Source organism: uncultured Nostoc sp. (genome assembly GCF_937863485.1).
Lineage (GTDB): Bacteria > Cyanobacteriota > Cyanobacteriia > Cyanobacteriales > Nostocaceae > Nostoc.
In genome coordinates this window covers 1-20,055 of sequence record NZ_CALMFY010000185.1, presented here as the reverse complement: position 1 = coordinate 20,055, position 20,055 = coordinate 1, and the positions used below count along the sequence as shown (strand labels likewise).

The following is a 20,055-nucleotide window of genomic DNA, read 5'->3' as shown; positions in this document are numbered from 1 at the left end:
AAATACGTTGCAGTACTAAGACTTTGCCTGTATCCCCGATGACAAAATCACCGTGGGTGTAAAGCTACATAGAAATTTGCCTCATTTCCAAGAGTGGGAATGAAGCAAAAGTATTTTTATAAGCAAAGACAGAAAACTTTTGATAGTTTATCTAGCAGCATTTGCAATCAAACTTGTAAAGTTGCATTTGTCGCAATAATAAGCAACTGACCAATTTATAAGGCGACTGTAAGTGTCGTTGAGACTAAGTTCAGTTGTTCCTGATACTTGTTATTTAGTTAACATAACTAAACAGTATTGAAGTAAGTGTTAAAAAACATGCTAATAAATTTATTAGTGACACCTATGGAATTGGAACAAAACCATGATTAATGAACAAGAAATAGAAAAGCTGTGGCAAGCTTTCAAGGTATTAGACGTAGACGGCAACGGAGCGATCTCAACCGAGGAACTGGGGAAGGTAATGCGATCGCTTGGGCAAAATCCCACGGAAACGGGGCTGCGTGACTTGATCAAAGAGATTGATGTTGACTTGTCAGGCACTATCGACTTTGAAGAATTTAAAACGCTGATGATCGCTAAGGTAGGCGATCGCCAAAGTCGCCTCAAGTTAGCCTTCAGTGCCTTTGATGAGAATGGTAGCGGTCAGATTACTGCCGTAGAATTGCGGACAGTGATGAGTCAATTTGGGCTGACAGACACTGAGTTGAAGGAGATGTTACAGGAAGTAGATCATGATGGCGATGCCTCAATAGACTTTAATGAATTCTGTCAGCTAGTACCAGAGGAGTCAGAGAGCAAAACTGGCTATCAAGACTCACCGATTTCCCTTGACAGTTCGCTGAAGACATCAACTGCCACCATCACCCAGCCGACTTTACAAGAAGCAACCAGCAACACGACTCCTGAGTTGGCACAGCTAAAAGAACAGTTAGTGCAACACCCACACTCACCTAATCAGAAAAAAAGCGGTACGTCGCGCTTGCAAATGCAGATTGGTCTATTTCGTCTGCTTCAAGGAGCAGCCTACCGCAGTTTCCGTGAGAGTTTCTCCGCCAACCACGAAACTCACTTGCGGGTAAAAAACTTGCCATACAGAATTACTGACTTTGTGGAATTTGTCAAGCAGGCGATCGCACTCTACAAAGAATTAGGTGTGGTGGAAGAGGCTTGTTACCCCGTGCTAGATGCAGTTGTTGAATCAGTTGCAGATGAATATGCCCGATTGCAGGAGCGGATCAAAGACTGGAAAACAGTGGCAAAGACATCAGAAATGTTGGCAGAACAGAAAGCGATTTTAGAGGCGCGGAGTAAATTTGCCAATGTCAAAGAAAAGTTTGCTGCCGGAGTCGAGTTTGCAATTACCATCAAAAAGAAGAGTCTGAGCTTGGGTGACATCGTAGAAGGTGTGCTGGCAATTAACGAGCTTAATCGGCTCAGGGGAATAGAATTGAATGAAGAAATGGCTCCACCACCAGCTAAATCTCAGGGAAATCCCAAGGACTATTTGAACAAGTGGAACCGCGTCATCCTGAGGCAGGCAACCGAGGCAGTGGATGGTGCAATGATGCCAGTAGCATACTGGTATGAAGATTTCATGCCGAAGTTGTTAGCGGCGTTTAGTGTCTCTACAGTAGCAGATATCCAAAGCAACACCGTACCCGATGAGGGGGCTTTGGATGAGTGGTACCAGTCTACAAAAAACTCAGGAGAATTTAACCGCTATGGGGAGGATGTTGCAGAAAACTTTCCTCATTGCACCCCAAAAGAGAAATTGATACTCAAACAAGCATGGCGGTTAACGCATCACTACCTGAATGGAGTCCAGAAACGGCGCGAACGCCTAGAATTTGGGCGGGAGTCAGGCGCACTCTCGCAGTATGTATCATTTATTGATGTCTATCTAAATCGGACTGAGGTAAAGGATTCCCAAATGCGCGTCAGTTTCCCGTACTACATCGGCCCAGGAGTGTGGCGCTTCTTCCACACTACGGCTGAGATTGTGTCTACCAAGACCGATGTACAGCAAAAAGCCCTAGTAGCAATCTTCAAAGACTTCTTCCAACTGTTTGCCACCATGTACCCTTGCCCCTACTGCCGCCATCACCTGAATATGTACGTTGTGCAGAATAAGGAGGTGGATATGTATCCTGTGGAGTACCTTGTGCTTGGGCGCGATCTTAATCTTACCGACTTTGAGGTGTCACTGGAGGCAAAGTTATCCACCGTGGTAGATGGTTCATCCCTGCGTTTATTCTTTTGGAAGTTACATAACACCGTTTCTTCCTCCATTGCACGATCGGAAGAGTGGTATCACAAGGATGAGAAGGCGTTCTACACCACCCGTTTTTGGCCCAGCCTTGACTCTGAGTTAGCAAGAGCCAATGCACTCAGATACACCAGCATAGAAACTGCTCGCATCTACAACATCTACGGAATGCTCAAGCCATTGGCACGGCTGACAGGTGTAAAAACGGAATTGCCAAAGCTGCTGGAGAAGGGCGATGAGAATAACCTCAAGGAAGCATGTATAGTTGCACAGAACCACATCAAGGATTTAGATGAGGCTGTGATCAGCGGACAGTTTCTGCAAGAGACATACTACTTTGAGCCTGAACTTGCTGATAAAGCTCCGCTCTTCACCCCTGAAGAAGAAGAGTTTGCCCGAACCGGTATGTTTACAGAAACCACTTAAAATAATTCCTAATTGATAATTCGTAATTCGTAATTTAATTCTTAAACCGCGTCCACCTTGAAAACTGTAGTTCTTTCCCTATGAAAAGAAAAAACCCTCATCCCCTAGCCGCTTCTGGCAATATTCCCAGAAGCGGAGCCGGAAAGAAGTCCCTCTCCCATTTGGGAGAGGGATTTAGGGTGAGGGCAAAAACTACACTTCTCAACATAGATGAGGTTTAACTACGAATTACGAATTAGTAATTAGTTAAAATTCTTTCCCCGCATCCTTTTAACTCTCCCTCTTCTCTTGCCGTTCTTTGAGTTTCAACATAATTTCTGCGTGCATTTCGCGGGTAATCGGGTAAAAATACGTTAAAACTAAGCCACAAATTAAACAAACTGTAGGTATAGGCCCAACAGCAATGCGGATAGCAAACAGTGCCGATTCCGGTTGGATGGGTGGTGGACTTCCGGCTACAGATTCTTTGAAACCGGCTACTTGCAAAGCATTTCCCACCAAAAATAGCCCAAAAGCTAAACCAAATTTTTGTAGCAAAACCATGAAGCCATAAAAAATGCCTTCTCTGCGTTGTCCAGTTTGGAGTTCATCTAATTCAATCACATCTGGAATCATCGACCAGGGAATTAGATAAGCTGTGGAGACACCAACACCCGCCATCACAGCCATCACATACATCAAACCTATTTGACCAGGTTGTAAGAAAAATAGTCCGGCGGCTGCTATTATCCATAAACTCATTCCCAGAAAATAAACAATTTTTTTGCCGATTTTTTTACTCAGCGCCCCCCAGACAAATAGCATCAGCAGGGCAGTTCCTTGCACTGCAATCAACAATGTGGGCACATCTGATTCTTTGAGACCCATACAATTGACTACAAAATAGGGAATAATGCTGGCTGTAATCTGCACACCTAGCCAAGAAAAAAGATATATACCAATAACAAATAAAAAAGGTCGATTGCTAAAGACAATTTTTAGCTGTTCCAAAAAGGAGAGAGATGCAGGTTCCTCGGCTTGAATGCGTTTGGACTCAAAAGCCAGGATGCGATCGCGGACTCCAAAAACGCACCAATATAATCCTAAAATCGCAATTACCGTACAAATTGCCGCTAAAACAAGATATCGTTGTTGGCGATCGGCAATTTGGGAAAAAACAATTTGCGCTAAAATCAATGACAGAATGCTACCACCAATGGAAAATGTAAAGCGAAAGCTGTTAAGGCTGGTGCGTTCGTCGTAATCTTGAGTTAGTTCTGGAGTCATCGCCGTATAAGGCAAATTCACAATCGTGTAAAAGGACTGAGATAGCACCCCAATCACTACGTAATACCAGAACATCGGCCAAATATTATCACTCTGATTTGCACTAAATCGCGGTACAATCCACTGCAAGAAAAAGAAAATTCCAAAGGGAATTGCTCCATAAAACATCCAAGGAAGACGACGGCCCCAACGACGAGATTTCGTTTTATCACTCAGGAACCCGATAACCGGATCATTTATCCCATCCCAGATTTTGCCAATCATCAAAATACTGCCAGCTAAACCCGCAGGGATACCAGCGACATTGGTAAAGAAAAACAGCAGATAAAAGACGGAGATATTTGCAGTAATTGCTGGGCCTAAATCTCCTGCACCGTAAGCCAGTTTTGTTTTAAAGTCGAGTTTTTCACTGAGAATATCTCGTTGGGCATCGCCATCAGCAGCAGAATCATTCATAAAACTTTGCACTCATACTAAAATAAAAAGTCTGCGACGCCGATAGCGAAGCGTTAGCGAGTCTTCGAGCGTCATAGACCATCGTAGACATCGCCTTGAATACTAGTTATCTACCACTCCCCTTATACTTATGCCAGACCTTTATCTTTCTTGGTCAGATTATCACCAAAAAATTGAACAACTGGCTATTCAGATTTATCAATCCGGTTGGGAATTTAACCAGATTATCTGTCTTGCTAGAGGAGGACTACGAGTTGGAGATATTCTCTGCCGTATATACCAGCAGCCGCTGGCAATTTTAGCAACTTCATCTTACAGTGGCGCACTTAAGCAAGGAAGAAGTGATTTAATTTTCTCCCGCCACTTAACGATGACTGCCGAAAAGTTAGGTTCGCGCATTCTTCTAGTAGATGATTTGGTAGACTCTGGCATCACACTTCAACAGACTATACCTTGGCTGAAGCAAAATACTGATTTCCCGATTGAGGAAATTCGCACTGCCGTTCTTTGGTATAAAGCCTGTTCAGTTATAGCACCCGATTATTATGTTGATTATCTGCCTGACAACCCCTGGATTCATCAACCTTTTGAACACTACGAGCAGATGAACCCCGCAGAACTTGCGGCTAAGGTAAGTCAGCCCCAACTCTAGGAGACGCTACGCGAACGGGGAAGTCAAAAGTCAAAAGTCAAAAGTCAAAAGTCAAAATTAATAATCCCCATAAATAAATTTAGGGGCTTGTATCATGAGTCTTTTTCGGTCAACTGTGTTGATTAATACCTACACAAAATTAATCTCACACTCACATTCCTTACAAGAGAATTCAAGTATTTGAACCACATCTGTCGTAGGGGCGCAAGGCCAAGATCCCCTCCCGCGTGGTCTATTTACCTGAAAATAGCTGTAACATCCAATTTTCCTCAAATGGCACGGTGAATCTAACTAGCACACTGTAGGAGAAGTTTACCTACCTTTAACAAGGAGATTTTGCCCCTTGTCTTAAATGGTGGCTGGATTTACGTCATGCTGTACTAGCACATTGGTAGCAATCTAGATTATAGCGTAGGCGTAGCCCGTCGTAGACATCGCTTCCGCTAGCACTGTCAACATCAACATTAGTTTCAAAATGAAAAATCCGTGCTGGTATTATGAAAAACTTCCAAACTCTTCCCTCAGGAAGTAGCAGGGGCGGATCATTTGTCCTAATCTCTTTTATATGGAAATAAAGAGTGAAAATCCAAGGGTGAAAATGAATCAAAGGGTTTTATCCTCGATTTCTCACAAGTAGTGCGATGTCTTTTCTACGAGACGCTACGCGAGCGACGAGCTACGTCTTGCTAAGAAGTATTGCCCAGACTATGTTTCAGCCCTTTTTTCTAGGGAAATATTTTCATGCAGTGTGAAACGCCTGAATCTAGATTTTATAAGACTTTGGCAATAGGAGTGATAAATCCGGGTTTATACCCCCCTATTAGAGCAAAGTATAAATTCTTTAATTAAAAAATGAGGAATTAGAATTCATTCTGATCCCTCATTTTTTAATTTTTCGTGATAATAAAAATTGAAGATATGTTAAGAAACTTGGGTGAACTGGGACAGGGAATAATGAGGCAATATTTCTTAGAGGCAAAGTAGTGTAATGACCAATGAGGAAGTGGAGCAAATATGTTTAGATGATATTCTGATCACTAAAGAGTTGTCTCGTCGAGTCCCCAGAACTACTGACCTCAAAGAAGAAAACGATGCACTTCATACCCTTGCACGGCAACTAGTTGAGCAGCCTCAAATTCTGCTCAAAAAGCTTGTAAAAATCACCACTAAACTGTGTCGGGCAGAATCAGCAGGTGTCAGCTTACTTGAGGTGACTCCGAGCGGGGAAAATATCTGCCGCTGGTTTGCACTAGCCGGGATGTTAGAAGCGTATGAACAAACTGCCACTCTTTACACCCGTAGTTACTGCGGCATCTGCCTAGAACGTCAAACCCCCCTGCTTTATTCCTATCCAGAACGGTATTTCACCTACTTGCAAGAGTTTAAGCCAACAATCGTCGAGATCCTGGTGGTTCCTTTATTGATTGCCAATCAACGACTTGGCACGATTTGGATTATATCCCACGATCAGCATCGGCAGTTTGATGGAGAAGACTTGAGGTTGATGAAAAGCCTCGCAAATTTTACCGCCGCCGCTCTTTATAGTAGCAATGCCCGTCAAGCAGCCGAAGAATCTGCACGACGTGAGCAAGCCGCTCGGGCCGTTAGCGAAGCGGCACAAAAAGCAGCTGAACAAGCCAATCGTCTCAAAGATGAGTTCCTCGCTGTTCTATCTCACGAATTGCGTTCCCCCCTCAACCCGATTTTGGGTTGGGCAAAACTCCTACAAACCCGCAAATTTGATGAAGCAAAGACGGCTTATGCCCTAGCAACCATTGAGCGCAATGCCAAGTTGCAGTCTCAGCTAATGGAAGATTTACTCGATGTTTCCCGGATTCTTCAAAACAAGCTTAGTCTGAATATCAGCTCTGTTAACCTGTCCGCCGTCATTGAAGTAGCCCTTGATACTGTGCGTCTAGCGGCTCAAGCCAAGTCAGTTCAACTCAAAACGAAATTTGAACCAAATATAGGGCAAGTTTTGGGAGATCCCAGTCGCTTGCAGCAAGTCGTCTGGAATTTGCTGTCTAACGCCGTTAAGTTCACACCGTCCGAGGGTCAAGTGGAAATACGACTTGAGCGCGTGGGTACACAAGCGCAAATCCAAGTGAGTGACACGGGTAAGGGCATTGACCCAGAATTTCTGCCTCACGTTTTTGATTACTTCCGGCAAGCTGACAATACCACAACAAGAGCCTTTGGCGGCTTGGGGCTTGGTCTGGCGATCGTTCGTCAAATCGCTGAACTGCACGGTGGAACAGTCCACGCAGAAAGTGAGGGAGACGAGAAAGGTGCCACTTTTACTGTGTTGTTACCTATCAAGAGTGTCGAGCCTCAAACAAGTGAAGACAAGGGTTTACCTGACGCTTCCCCTAATCTTCTGGGGGTAAATGTGCTGGTCGTGGACGATGAAGTTGACAGCCGCGATCTAATAGTTTTCATCCTTCAACAGTGTGGTGCCTCTGTGCGTGCCTTCGCCTCAGCTTCGCAAGCATTAGACGCCTTGGCAGTTGAGAAGCCAGATATTCTCTTAAGTGATATTGGGATGCCACAAATGGATGGCTATATGCTGATTCGGCAAATTCGATCGCTACCGCCTGAGCAAGGGGGAGAGATAAGAGCGATCGCACTGACAGCCTATGCTGGAGAGGTTGACCAGCAACAAATTCTCCAAGCAGGATTCCAAAAACATTTAACTAAGCCAATAGAACCAGCTAAATTAGCGATGGTAATTGCTAGCCTAGTTAAATAATAAATAATTATTCTGATAAGTAGAGAGTATCAGTTGGCTACAAATTCCAATTTTAGAAACCAAAAAGATCAGTTATTGACTGAAGGCAAAGAAGCTCTGCTGGCTCGTATGGCAAACCGCATCCGGCAATCGTTGAACCTCCAAGAGATTTTGGATGCAACTGTGATCGAACTGCGGACATTTTTGCAAACCGACCGGACTAAGGTTTACCGCTTTGATCGTGACGGACATGGGCAAGTGGTTGCGGAAGCGAGTGCCCCCAATCGTCTGCCTTCTTTGCTGGGATTGCACTATCCAACTGATGACATTCCGCCCCAAGCGCGGGCCTTGTTTATCAGAGCACGTACCCGCTCCATTGTCAATGTCAACGAGCAGCGGATTATCCTCAACTCGCTGCCGACTCCCAAAACGACGGCAATCGGGGACTTGACCGTTGAAGAAGTGCAAGAGCAACCCCTGGAAGATATTTTAAGCCGACCGGTAGACCCCTGCCATGTGGACTATCTCACCCAGATGGGTGTGCAATCTTCTCTAGTGGTACCCATAATTTATCAACAGGAACTCTGGGGGCTGTTGATCTCTCATCATGCCGAACCCAAAGAAATTACATCTGAGGATTTGCAGGTCGTCCAAATGCTCGCTGACCAGGTTTCACTGGCAATTACCCAGGCGATTTTGCTGAGTCAGGTGCAGGAGCAGCAGCAGCGTGAAGCGATCGTCAATCAGATTGCCGCTCTGCTGCACGCCCCTCTGCCCCCTGAGCAGATTTTACATAACGTTCTGGAACAAGCAGTGAAAGCTTCTGGCAGTTCTGGAGGAAGGTTGTACCTCACTTCCTCGGATGAGGCTTTACCAGCCCATCTTTATACTTACGGAAATCAGCCGACTCCATCCGAGTTTGAGCAACCAGACTCACTAGAAAATCATCCCCTCTGGCAAGAAGTAGGGGTAGCTCCTGCTGCCATCGACACTGACTTAACCCAACAGGATAAACCTGCCCAGCGAGTGGTAATTAATCTTCAGCAAGAACCGGGTTTTGACCAACTGATTGAATCCTTTCAGACCACATCGATTCGGGGTTTGATTGTTCAACCGTTGTATTATGGTAAAGAATTCCTGGGGTATCTGACATTCTTTCGTGATCAAATCGGCACAAAAAATCTTTGGACTGGCTCTGAGGAAGCCGATGAGCGCCAAGAGCGACCCCGCCAGTCAATGGCTCAATGGCAGGCGCTCAAACAAGATAAAGCTTACCCCTGGAGCATCGAAGAGATGGAACTCATCCAGTCTTTGAACATTCATCTATCGCTGGCAGTGCTCCAAAACCGCGTCTATCAGCGCGAACGACAGCAGCGTCTGGTAGTTGAGATGCACAACGAAGCTCTCTCTCATGCCCGAGCTGCCGCCGAAGAGGTGAGTCGCCTCAAAAGCAACTTCTTGGCTTCTACCAGCCACGAACTGCGAACCCCTCTGGCTTCGACCTTGAACTACTTAAAGTTGCTCAAAGAACGCCTTTATGAAGACGAAGAGGAGTTGCGCCAATATATCGACGGCGCTTACCAATCGACGCAAAATCTGGTTACCATCATTAACGATGTGCTTGATATTGCCAAGATTGAAGACGGACGCATAGCCTTAGATTTGGAGACAGTTTATCTGCAACAGCTTTTACAACAGCAATGTTTCCTCTCAGGTGCCGAAAGCCGCTACAAGGCAATTCCTCTGACGCTTCACTGTGAAATTGAGACTGTTTTCGCCGACAAGATCAAAGTCCGCCAGGTGATGACGAACTTGCTGGATAACGCCTTCAAATTCACAGATGAAGGTCAAATCCATGTCCGGGCCGTCGTCGATAGTACTGGGACAATGGCTCAAATCTCGGTGCGCGACACGGGTATCGGCATTGAGATGGAAAACTCAGAGCAACTGTTTTCCCCATTTGTGCAAGCTGATGGTTCTGCCCAGCGCTCCTATGGGGGCACAGGCTTAGGGCTGACTATCTGCAAGCGATTGGTGGAACTGATGGATGGTAATATCTGGCTTGAAAGCCCTGGGCTAGGGCAGGGAAACACAGTCACCTTTACCCTGCCTCTAAACAAACCGAGTCAGCTTACAGGTGACAGTCTTGAATATCCTACTGGTTGAAGATAATCAACTTCTAGCTCAAGGAACCGCCAAACTAATCGAACGCTTGGGTGGTCATCAGGTGTTTATTACTGCCGAACCAAAAGAGATATTCCAACAATGCGAAGCGGGGGCAGTCGAACTGGTGATTATGGATATCAATTTGCCGGGAGCTAGATGGCAAGGACAAAAAGTCGATGGCTCTATGCTGTCGCGCTATTTGAAGGCACAGTGGAAACAAATACCAATTATCTTGGTGACGGCTTACACCATGCCCGCCGAGCAACATCTCCTGTTGTCCCAATCTGGGGCCGACAGTTGCTATACCAAACCCATCACTGACTACGATGCCTTTTTGGACATGATTACTCTACTGGGTGAAAGGAGGAATTGAATCCCCATGTATAAGGTGGCGATTTTGGACGATGACGAACACTGGTGTCGGATCGTCCAACGTTTTCTCAAGGAAGAATATGCTGTAGCAACCTACAAGTCCGTGTCTAGTTTCTTGTGGGAGTTAGAGGAACTAAACCAGTACGATATCTTTCTGGTCGATTTCGTGCTACCTACGGCTCGGCATGAGCTAAATACAGATGGCATGGAAATCGTTACGGCTCTCAAGCGCCGCTTGCTCCGTTCTCCTGTAGTTATCCTCGTCACAGCTTACATGAGTAGGAATGAGTTAGAGGTGTATGGCAAACAAATGTGTCCAAAAGCAGACGGATTTTTTGCCAAGGATGCGGGACTAGAAATATTGGCTCACCAAATCAAGCAACTGCTCATACCAGGTAAAACTGAGGACAGTTAGGCAAAAGTGCTTAGGATTTTTTAACTTTTACTTACCCTAAATTGAGCTAAGGAGGAGTTTGAAAATAGCGATCGCATCACAGTGGATCAATCCAAAATCAAATAGATGACTTAGTAGATGCGATCGCACTCCAACAGACTATACCTTGGCTCAAGCAAAATAGTGATTTCCCCATTCAGGAAATTTGCACCGCCGTTCTTTGGTGTAAAGCCTGTTTAGGCTACCACTCCAGACGCAGAGAAGCCAGTGCGCCCTTCTCCCTACAGCCCTTTGGGCATCAAGAAGGCAGGCGCTAGCCTCTCCCAATGTGAGAAGGGGAGACGATGCCGCGCATAGCGCAGCGGTAGCGAGCCTGCGTACTCCTACGGAGAAGCAAGCTACGCGCAGCGTCTCGTAGAGAGCGTCTGCGGTTCCCCGACTTGTACTCCTACGGGGATCTTGCTAGCAAGAGCGTCTCCCTTAGGAGAAGCAACTGGCGCGACACAGAGAAGAGAAATAAAGAGGATTTTTGCGTCAGTTTTGGAATATTTTTTTATTTGGAAGTCCCAATACTTAAACAAAATTAATTTCACAGATTTGAGCGTAATGGTCTTCTAGTTCGTCGGGGCTACATGAGTGGATTTGTTCAACGAGTATTTTAGTTTTTACTCTGGAAATTGTTTTGTCGATTGTGTAATATTAGTACAGAACGTAAATTTTGTATATTTTTAGCAATTTGTACAAAATTTACATTTTGATGAGGATCAATTATTTAATTTTGTGAGGCGCTATGACTGCCATAAGTGCAACAGAAGCTCGCGCAAACTTCCAAGAGCTTATCAATCGTGCTGAGTATAAGGGTGAGCGGATTATAATTCAGCGTCATGGTAAAGCTGCCGTAGCAATTATCGGTCTTGATGATTTGAAATTGCTTGAAGCTGTTGAAGATGCCATTGATTCAGAAACACTTCGTCGTGCAATTGAGGAAAATGATGGGTTTACTACCTTAGAGGCAATTAGTGCCAAGCGTGGAAATGAGTGAACGCTACAGTTTGAGAATTGCTAAGACCGCTGAAAAGGATTTATTGGATTTGCAAGCGAAACTTTATAAGCAGGTTGTATCTAAAATCCTTTCGCTTCAAGGCAATTCTCAACCTCAAGACTGCAAAGCTTTAAAAGGCTATGAGGATGGTTATCGTGTTGATCAAGGTGAATATAGAATTCTCTACACGATTGATGAAGAAAGCAAATTGATTGATGTTTTTCGCATTGGTAAGCGAAATGATGGTGGAGTCTAACAATTCAACTCCCCAAACTTAGGACTCCACCACCCTTTTTGCGTACTGAAATAAGCCACATCTTTATGTTTGGTGTCCTTACGCGATCGCGGATCACCACATCGCAACATTGTCTTACTCTGCCCCTCTTTGATGTAACTGTACTCCTCTAGAGGTTTCTTACATACTGGGCAGGGATATGCCGTGGTTTTCACGGGGGGCTTTTGCTGATTCTCAACTTGGACTGCTTTCGTTCGTGGTGGCTCCCAAGTTTTGTTAAAGTCGCTCCAAAATAGCACGACATTTTCACAGCCTTTTGTGCATTTGAGGAAATATTTCTTTTTAAGCTTACTGCTGGGAATTTTGGCGAGAAAATTTTTGCATTCAGGGCATCGCGTCTTAGAAGTTTCATATTTGCGCTCACTTATCACATTAGCTTTACCTGTTGGGGAACTCGCAACTACAGTTTTAGCTTTGGAGAGCGCTGGTAGAAAGTAATCCTGATTCCAACTAGTTAAATAATGCTGCCAAGAGTGTTTTCCTTCGGAAATTGCATCAAGGGCATCCTCCATTTTTGCTGTGAATTCGGCTTCTAGTAAATCCGGCAGTGCTTTGAGCAAAAACGCATCAACTTCTAACCCTAATGCTGTCGGTTGCAGATGGTCTTTTTTCAACTCCACGTAATTTCGTTTTTTTAGGGTAGCAACAGTCGGAGCATAGGTACTTGGGCGACCAATTCCTTTACGTTCCATCAGTTGCACCAATTTTGGTTCACTATAACGGGGTGGTGGCTGGGTTTGCTTCTGCTCATGTCCAGCATTCTCCAGTTTCAATGCTTGTCCCTGTTGTAATGAAGGTAAAACACTATCCTTGCTGAGATTGTTCCAGTATCGGGCATAACCGTAAAATTCAATTACTTGCCCTCTCGCTGACCACAGTAGAGAACCAGACTGAGTAATCACCTGAGTTTTACGCAATTGGGCAGCACGACACTGAGAGGCAATTGACCGTTTCCAGATCATCACATACAAATTAAACTGATCATCAGGAAGTTCAGAGCGCAACTGAACTGAGGGACGAAACACATCCGTTGGTCGAATCGCCTCATGTGCTTCTTGAGCCGATTTGCTACTGCGATGTTTGGCAACTTGCTGCGGTACATTCTGCGGATCATTTTGCTCTAACCATTTATGGGCGCTGGCACAAAATTCTGGACTCAGCATCACTGAGTCTGTTCGCATATATGTGATTAACCCTGCCTCATAGAGCTTTTGAGCGACAACCATAGTTTTTTCGGGAGCAAACCTCAGCTTTGAACCAGCAGCTTGCTGAAGGCTGGAAGTTGTAAAGGGTGGTGGTGGCTGGCGGTTAACGACTTTTCCTTCAAAATGAATCACCTGATGAGGATGTCGCCGTGCTTCTTCAACTAAACGTGTTGCCTCTGCTTCCGAAAGAACACGCTTAGACTCCGGTGTTTCTGTACTATTACCTACCTTTGCGTCATCGTGAGTTTCAGTTTCTTGGTCTGCTGCATCTTTTGCAGAATCGACCGAACCTTTGTAAAAAGCTCGAAATCCTTCAGCATAATCTACCCAGACACTCCAGTAATCTTGGGGGACAAAAGCAATAATTTCGTTTTCTCGCTGACAAATCAAATGCAATGTAGCGCTTTGGACTCTGCCAACACTCTTAGCGCCGTTATTTAATGCCCAAACTAAAGGGCTACCTTTATAACCCACCAACTTGTCTAGGCAATCTCGGCACAACCCAGCACCGATTAAGTTTTGGTCTAGCTTTCTAGGATTAGCGATCGCACTCTGCACCGCAGATGCTGTAATCTCAGTATAAGTTACTCGTTTCGGTTCTCTTAAACCCAGCGTTTCTTTGAGATGCCAAGCGATAGTCTCGCCTTCCCGGTCTGGGTCAGTTGCTAAAACAACTTCATCAACCTGCCTCACCGCAGACTTGAGCTTCTGGATTGTTTCTTTCGCTCGTTGGTCACGCGGGACGTAATTGCACCGCACATTACTGCCGTCCATGACGAAGCCCAAGGAATCGTCCCCTTCATTGCTGAGTTCTCGGATGTGACCACAACTGGCGAGAACTTTCCAATCTGAACCCAGAATTTGACTGAGTTTTTTGACTTTTCCGGGAGACTCGACTACAAGCAGGCGTTTGATCATAACAACTGCATTCTTGATTCTGAGCAATAAACTGGCAATTGCTTTTGAGCGATGGCTGCGCCAACGCCAAAGGCGAACGCCTATCTTTCTCATGGGGATTTTCTAGAATACTGTACCAAAAAGCTTTGGAAATTGCTCAACTCGGAAGTAATTTTGTTGTACCTAAACCTTTGTCACTTCTAAGTATCTAGCGTTAGTTTTTGCAATGAAACCGTCAATCGTCCGGTGCAGACGTTTATTATGCTGCATACCTTAATAACAGTACATCTGTACACTGTAAAAACAATCTTATAATTTAGCATTTTCAACCAATTATTGCTACTCTTAAAGCAGTAAATTATGATTTATTCACAGATTTCTGTCTGAAGCCTAAACTTCATGCTATGCTTATTGAATTTAGTGTCGGTAACTACAGATCGTTTAAAGAACAAGTCACCTTTAGTATGGTGGCAGCTAACCTTGTTGCAAAAGACAAAAAGCTTGATGAAAACAACGTTTTTGAAGTAGATAATGATTTAAAACTACTTAAAAGCGCTGCAATATATGGAGCAAATGCTAGTGGTAAAAGTAATCTAGCTACAGCTTTAAATTTCATGAAATGGTTCATGATTAATTCTTCTAAAGAGACTCAAAGCACGGAAAAAATAGATGTTGAGCAATTTAAACTCAGCACTGAAACTGAAGGAAAACCATCTTTTTTTGAAATAGTATTTTTAATGAATGGCAAAAGATATAGATATGGATTCGAGGCAACTATTGACAAAGTTGTCTCTGAATGGTTATTTTATGTTCCTAAATTAAAAGAAACTAAGCTTTTTGAACGCAAACTGGACAAGATTAGTATTTCTAAAACATATAAAGCTGATGGTATTCAGCAGAAGACAAGACGTAATGCCCTCTTTTTGTCTGTATCTGCTCAATTTAATGTCCAGATTGCAGAGAAAATCTTGGATTGGCTGACAAACACAGTTGCACTTATCTCTGCTTTAAATGATAGAGGCTATCGAGGATATACAGTTAGTTGTTTAATGGATAACGAAAATAGAGATGAGATTCTTCAGTTGCTCAAAAAATTAGATTTGGGATTTAGCGATATTAAGGTAGAAGAAAGTGAAATCAATGCTGATTCTTTGCCTAAAGAATTACCAGATGAAATAAAGAACTTAATTTTAAAAAATGTGGAAGGAAAAATATCATCAGTTCAAACCATACACCAAAAATTTGATGGCAAAGGAAATCCTATATCTACAGAGATTTTTAACTTAGATGAGCAAGAGTCTGAGGGTACTCAAAAAGTTTTTTCTTTAGCAGGACCTCTTGTAGATACACTGAAAAATGGTCAAGTTCTCATCATTGATGAATTCGATGCTAGAATTCATCCTTTGATCAGCCGTGCAATTGTCGAATTATTTAATTCTAATGAAACGAATCCAAATAATGCTCAGTTAATATTTATGACTCACGATACCAATTTACTTAACAATAAGCTTTTTCGTAGGGATCAGATTTGGTTTACTGAAAAGAATAGATATGGTGCAACAGATTTGTACTCTTTAGCAGAATACAAGATACCTGACGATGCTTCATTTGAGAGTGATTATATTCAAGGTAGATATGGCGCAATTCCATATATCGGAAATTTGAATCATCTAATCGATTCTCATGTCTAAAAAAAAGATAAACTCTTCTGGATACTCACCTAGAAAAGTTAATACGAGAGAAATTAGACAGAGATTCTTGATTGTATGTGAAGGATCAAAAACTGAACCTAACTACTTTAGAAGTTTTCGTGTTCCTAAAAATGTCGCTGAAATAGACGTGCAGGGTGTAGGAGAGAATCCCAGCAAACTAGTTCAAAGCGCTAAGGAACTGAATAAGCAAGGAGAGTATGATCAGGTTTGGTGTGTTTTTGATCGTAATTCTTGGACTATAGAAGATTTTAATAACGCTATTAAAAATGCTGAGGCTCACGGGTTTAAAGTAGCTTATTCCAATGAAGCGTTTGAATTATGGTATGTTCTGCATTTTGAATTTCTCCACACTGGTATTCCTCGAAGTGATTATCCGAGGAAGTTAACTTCTTTATTTGGTCGGACATATCAGAAGAATAGCGAAACTATTTATGATGAGCTATTTGAGAAGCAAGCTATTGCTATTAAAAATGCTGAAAATCTTCTTAAACAATATAATTCTCAGATTCCAGCCAAAGACAATCCATCAACAACTGTGCATTTATTAGTAAAGGAACTCAACAAGTTTATTCTGTAAATAGACTCTCAATAGCTAGACAACTTTATGCCCACTGAGAACCAGAAGGGCAGATGCGATGATTACGCTGTAACCTCTACTTGATGAGTTTCCACAGTGGGCAGTAAACCAAGTTCTCCACGAACTTTAAGGCAAGCTGCGATCGCAAACCTACATTGTTAATGCATCGCCCGCCTTGTTAATGCGTCGGCTTGCATTGTTAATGCATCGGCTTGCATAAGCTAACCTACTCTTTCTCGAACAATTCCTGAATTGAATTTGCCAAATTATATTAAGTAGTGGCAAATGTCAAGCGATCATTTCCTCTTCGATGTTATCTGTGCCAGTGCCAGCCTCACGTATGCGTTCCTCGCCGAGATTTTCTGGTAGAAATCCACCTGCCTGCATTTTCCATAACCTGTGGTAAGCGCCACCGAGTGCCAGTAGTTTGGCGTGGGAACCATCTTCGATAATGCCACCTTTGTCGAACACCAGAATCCGGTCTAGATGGACGATGGTAGATAGCCGATGAGCCACCACGATCACCGTTTTCCCATTCATTGCTAAGTCAAGGGTATCCTGGATCGCTTTTTCAGTGATTGAATCGAGACTGGAGGTGGCTTCATCCAAGATCAGGATCGGCGCATCTTTGAGAATTACCCGGGCGATCGCAATGCGCTGCCTCTGCCCTCCAGACAACTTGACACCACGTTCACCCACCATAGAATCGTAACCATCCTTACTTTGGGCGATGAAATCGTGAGCATGAGCCTTTCGCGAGGCCTCGATCACTTCTTCATCGGTTGCATCCAAGCGTCCGTAACGAATATTTTCTAGCAAAGTGCGATGGAACAGAGACGGATCTTGAGGAATCAGGCTGATTTGAGCGTGTAGGGCATCCTGAGTCATGTCTCGAATATCAACCCCATCAATGATAATCTGTCCAGATTGTGGGTCGAACAAACGCAGAATCAGATTGACAAAGGTGGATTTTCCAGAGCCGGATAAGCCCACCAGTCCGATACGCTGTCCCGCTAGGATGCTAACAGAAAGGTTGTTGAAAACTTTCTTCTCATCTGAGTAGTTGAAATTCACCCGCCGAAACTCAATCTTACCTTGGGTAATTGAGTGGGCGATCGCGCGATCACGATCAATCAACTCGTGGGGTTGAACGATGATCAAGACACCATTGGCAACATTACCAATATGTTCAAAAAATTCGATAAAGCGGCGGCTCAAATTGCGGGCTTCACTGATGATCAACAGCGACAAGCTGGTTGCCACAACGAAGTCAGCAGTAGCGATTATTCCTTGACTCCAGAGAGAGAGCGAGTAATACAGGGTGCTGATTTTCAGAATCGCTGCTGAGATGAACTGAAACCAGCGGATTCGCTCTGAGTACCAATTGGACTCTCTCACCTCTTTGATTTCGCGCCTTAATTGCTCATTCAAATAGCGTCGTTCAAAACCCAAGCGAGCAAACAGTCTACTACTAGTAATATTTGTTACTGCATCTACCATGATGCCAGTTGTCTCACTTCTTGCGGCTGCGGCCTTCCGGGAGTAAATTCGGCAGCGAGTTGCCAGCCAGAACGAAATACTGATGAAGAGAACTGCCCATATTCCCACGAGTGCAGCAAGCGGAGGATAGGCGCGATACAGTAACATTGTGGCGACGGTATACACGACGATTACTGGCATAAATTCAGTAATCATCATTTGCATCGTCTGGGTAACACCCAGAGAAGTTTCGCTAATCCGATGTGCCAATGCCCCGGAAAAACTGCTGCTCATATAGCGATGCGAATGGTGCTGCAAGTAGGCATATAGCGATCGCACAATGTGCTGTCGGTGGATCGGATGGAGGATGGTGTGCAAGAGTCCAGCCGATCGCCCGAATACCACTTCACCCACACTCAAGGCGGTGAACAGCATCAGGGGTTGCCTCATGGCATCAAAAATGGGCTTGCTGTCGCCCGTCGATCGCGTTACGCCCCGGATGATCTCACCTATGGCATAGGGCAACATAATCCCACAGGTTGCGTGTATTACCTCCAGGATCACCGCTGCCACATACCACCAGCGGAACTGGTTAATGAAATAGCAAATGAACCTGAATGGAGTTGATGGCAAATCTGGTGCATCAGCAGCACGTTGAAAGGATTTGGATTGTCTGGCTTTTTTCATGAAAGTCGGTCACATAGCATCAAGCTGTTCTGTAAAATAAAAATGGACGGCTAGATAAGCCGTCCGGTGGTGTTAAATAAAATCATTCCTAACGAAGAGAATCTCCCCTTCGGTATTCGGCGGTTAGGTCATCTAACTTTTGTTTCAAATTATCGTCGAGTTTTAGTTCTACTGCCTTCAGGGAGTCGGCAAGTTGTTCTGGGCGGCTAGCGCCAATTATGGGCGCAGTGATAATGGTATTAGATAAAATCCAAGCCACTGCTAGGGTGGTGAGGGAAAATCCGGCGAGATCCGCTACTGTGCGTAATTCCTCGACAGTATTGAACTCGCGATCGTGCCAGTAGCGATCTTGATAACGTTCTGCGGCAGCACCTAGCGTGAAACGGGTGCCTGAGGTGGGGCCTTCGGCGAGAATGTGTTTGCCGGTGAGTAGACCCCCCGCCAAAGGATTATAGGAAATTACACCCAGTCCTTCTTCTTTCGCCAGGGGCAATAGTTCTCGCTCAATTTCGCGGAACAATAGGTTGTAGCGGGGCTGAATTGAGATGAACCTGGTTAGATCGCGCGTCTCGGCGCGACCCAAAGCACGGGCGAGTCGGTAGGCTAAGAAGTTGGAAACCCCGATGTAGCGTACCTTGCCAGCACGAACCACCGCATCCAACGCTTCCAGAGTCTCATCGAGGGGGGTGGAGGCATCGTCGGAGTGCAATTGGTACAGGTCGATATAGTCAGTTCCCAGCCGCCGCAGGGAAGCATTGATCGCATCCAGAATATGTTTACGCGAAGCCCCCTGATCCCAAGGTGCAGGGCCAACGCGGCCGACGCACTTGGTAGCTAGGATAAAATGTTCACGTTTGCCTTTGAGCCAGCGCCCAACGATTTCTTCAGTGCTACCAGCAGTAGCAAGGCCGCCGCCGAGGGGATAAACGTCGGCTGTATCCAGAAAGTTGATACCGCCATTAGCAGCGGTGTCGAGGATGTCTCTGGAAGTTTCTTCGTCGGTCTGCAATCCGAAGGTCATGGTGCCGAGACAAAGGCGGGAAACTGTCAATCCAGTTTTACCGAGCTTGGTAGTTGGTAAGGTCATGGAGATGTTGTTGATTGAAAGTGGTTGATTGAGAAAGTGTTGAAATTTCTAAATAGAATGCGACGTGCGTTCCGCCCCGCTTCTCTACGAGACGCTACGCGTAGCAAGATCCCCGTAGGGGTACGCTAACGCAGAACTAAAAGCCTGTAAAACACATCGACTAAGTACAGTCTTTCATTAATTCGTAGCGAATTAATGAAAGACAATACCCTGCAATGCCAATGCATCGGCTTACATTGTTAATGCGTCGGCTTAAATTGTTAATGAATCGGCTTAAATTGTTAATGAATCGGAATAAATTTTTAATGAATAAGGTGAAATTGTTAATTAATAGGCTTAAATTTT

General features: G+C 44.5%; 14 protein-coding genes and 1 pseudogene. 11 read left to right on the top strand and 4 right to left on the bottom strand.

The genetic code is table 11. The features are described 5' to 3' along the window. Nucleotides 1-364: 364 nt before the first annotated feature. On the top strand, nucleotides 365-2,695 hold the full coding sequence (locus tag Q0541_RS24600) for an EF-hand domain-containing protein (protein ID WP_298916833.1): 2,331 nt from the start codon (nucleotides 365-367) through the stop codon (nucleotides 2,693-2,695). Between the two features lie 270 nt (nucleotides 2,696-2,965). Here Q0541_RS24600 and Q0541_RS24595 read toward each other — a convergent pair whose 3' ends face one another. Then, complete coding sequence (locus Q0541_RS24595; RefSeq protein WP_298916831.1) at nucleotides 2,966-4,417, bottom strand: MFS transporter; 1,452 nt, start codon at nucleotides 4,415-4,417, stop codon at nucleotides 2,966-2,968. Nucleotides 4,418-4,547: 130 nt separating this feature from the next. Here Q0541_RS24595 and Q0541_RS24590 point away from each other — a divergent pair, with 130 nt between their 5' ends. From Q0541_RS24590 to Q0541_RS24555, 8 genes and pseudogenes are all read left to right on the top strand, one after another. Continuing rightward, a complete protein-coding gene (locus tag Q0541_RS24590) occupies nucleotides 4,548-5,069 on the top strand; it encodes a phosphoribosyltransferase (protein WP_298916828.1) in 522 nt (173 codons plus the stop codon). A 988-nt stretch (nucleotides 5,070-6,057) separates the two neighbouring features. Next, nucleotides 6,058-7,818: an ATP-binding protein gene (locus Q0541_RS24585; protein WP_298916825.1), complete on the top strand. Its 1,761-nt coding sequence runs from the start codon at nucleotides 6,058-6,060 to the stop codon at nucleotides 7,816-7,818. 33 nt (nucleotides 7,819-7,851) lie between these two features. Further along, nucleotides 7,852-9,963, top strand: a complete 2,112-nt coding sequence (locus Q0541_RS24580) for an ATP-binding protein (protein WP_298916822.1) — start codon at nucleotides 7,852-7,854, stop codon at nucleotides 9,961-9,963. Beyond that, nucleotides 9,935-10,336 (top strand): response regulator, encoded by a 402-nt coding sequence (locus Q0541_RS24575; protein ID WP_298916819.1) that lies wholly within the window; start codon nucleotides 9,935-9,937, stop codon nucleotides 10,334-10,336. The genes Q0541_RS24580 and Q0541_RS24575 overlap by 29 nt, the downstream gene beginning before the upstream one ends. Before the next feature lie 6 nt (nucleotides 10,337-10,342). Continuing rightward, nucleotides 10,343-10,750 (top strand): response regulator, encoded by a 408-nt coding sequence (locus Q0541_RS24570; RefSeq protein ID WP_298916816.1) that lies wholly within the window; start codon nucleotides 10,343-10,345, stop codon nucleotides 10,748-10,750. Between the two features lie 101 nt (nucleotides 10,751-10,851). Then, a pseudogene (locus Q0541_RS24565) lies at nucleotides 10,852-10,965 on the top strand (phosphoribosyltransferase); the annotation flags it as partial. A gap of 554 nt (nucleotides 10,966-11,519) precedes the next feature. Then, nucleotides 11,520-11,771, top strand: a complete 252-nt coding sequence (locus tag Q0541_RS24560; protein WP_298916813.1) for a type II toxin-antitoxin system Phd/YefM family antitoxin — start codon at nucleotides 11,520-11,522, stop codon at nucleotides 11,769-11,771. Then, entirely contained in the window at nucleotides 11,764-12,027 is a 264-nt protein-coding gene (locus Q0541_RS24555; RefSeq protein ID WP_298916810.1) for a type II toxin-antitoxin system RelE/ParE family toxin, read from the top strand. Before Q0541_RS24560 ends, Q0541_RS24555 begins: the two co-directional genes overlap by 8 nt. Here the strand turns inward: Q0541_RS24555 and topA are convergent. Continuing rightward, on the bottom strand, nucleotides 12,024-14,189 hold the full coding sequence (gene topA, locus Q0541_RS24550) for a type I DNA topoisomerase (protein WP_298916972.1): 2,166 nt from the start codon (nucleotides 14,187-14,189) through the stop codon (nucleotides 12,024-12,026). The genes Q0541_RS24555 and topA overlap by 4 nt on opposite strands. Nucleotides 14,190-14,572: 383 nt before the next feature. Here topA and Q0541_RS24545 point away from each other — a divergent pair, with 383 nt between their 5' ends. Next, on the top strand, nucleotides 14,573-15,859 hold the full coding sequence (locus Q0541_RS24545) for an ATP/GTP-binding protein (protein WP_298916807.1): 1,287 nt from the start codon (nucleotides 14,573-14,575) through the stop codon (nucleotides 15,857-15,859). Continuing rightward, the gene (locus tag Q0541_RS24540) at nucleotides 15,852-16,457 is read left to right on the top strand and encodes an RloB family protein (protein WP_298916804.1); all 606 of its coding nucleotides are present in this window, start codon (nucleotides 15,852-15,854) and stop codon (nucleotides 16,455-16,457) included. Before Q0541_RS24545 ends, Q0541_RS24540 begins: the two co-directional genes overlap by 8 nt. A gap of 288 nt (nucleotides 16,458-16,745) precedes the next feature. Here Q0541_RS24540 and Q0541_RS24535 read toward each other — a convergent pair whose 3' ends face one another. Together Q0541_RS24535 and Q0541_RS24530 are read right to left on the bottom strand one after the other, a co-directional pair. Next, nucleotides 16,746-18,623 (bottom strand): ABC transporter ATP-binding protein, encoded by a 1,878-nt coding sequence (locus Q0541_RS24535; protein WP_298916802.1) that lies wholly within the window; start codon nucleotides 18,621-18,623, stop codon nucleotides 16,746-16,748. Between the two features lie 88 nt (nucleotides 18,624-18,711). Then, nucleotides 18,712-19,710: an aldo/keto reductase gene (locus Q0541_RS24530; protein WP_298916798.1), complete on the bottom strand. Its 999-nt coding sequence runs from the start codon at nucleotides 19,708-19,710 to the stop codon at nucleotides 18,712-18,714. Nucleotides 19,711-20,055: the final 345 nt, after the last annotated feature.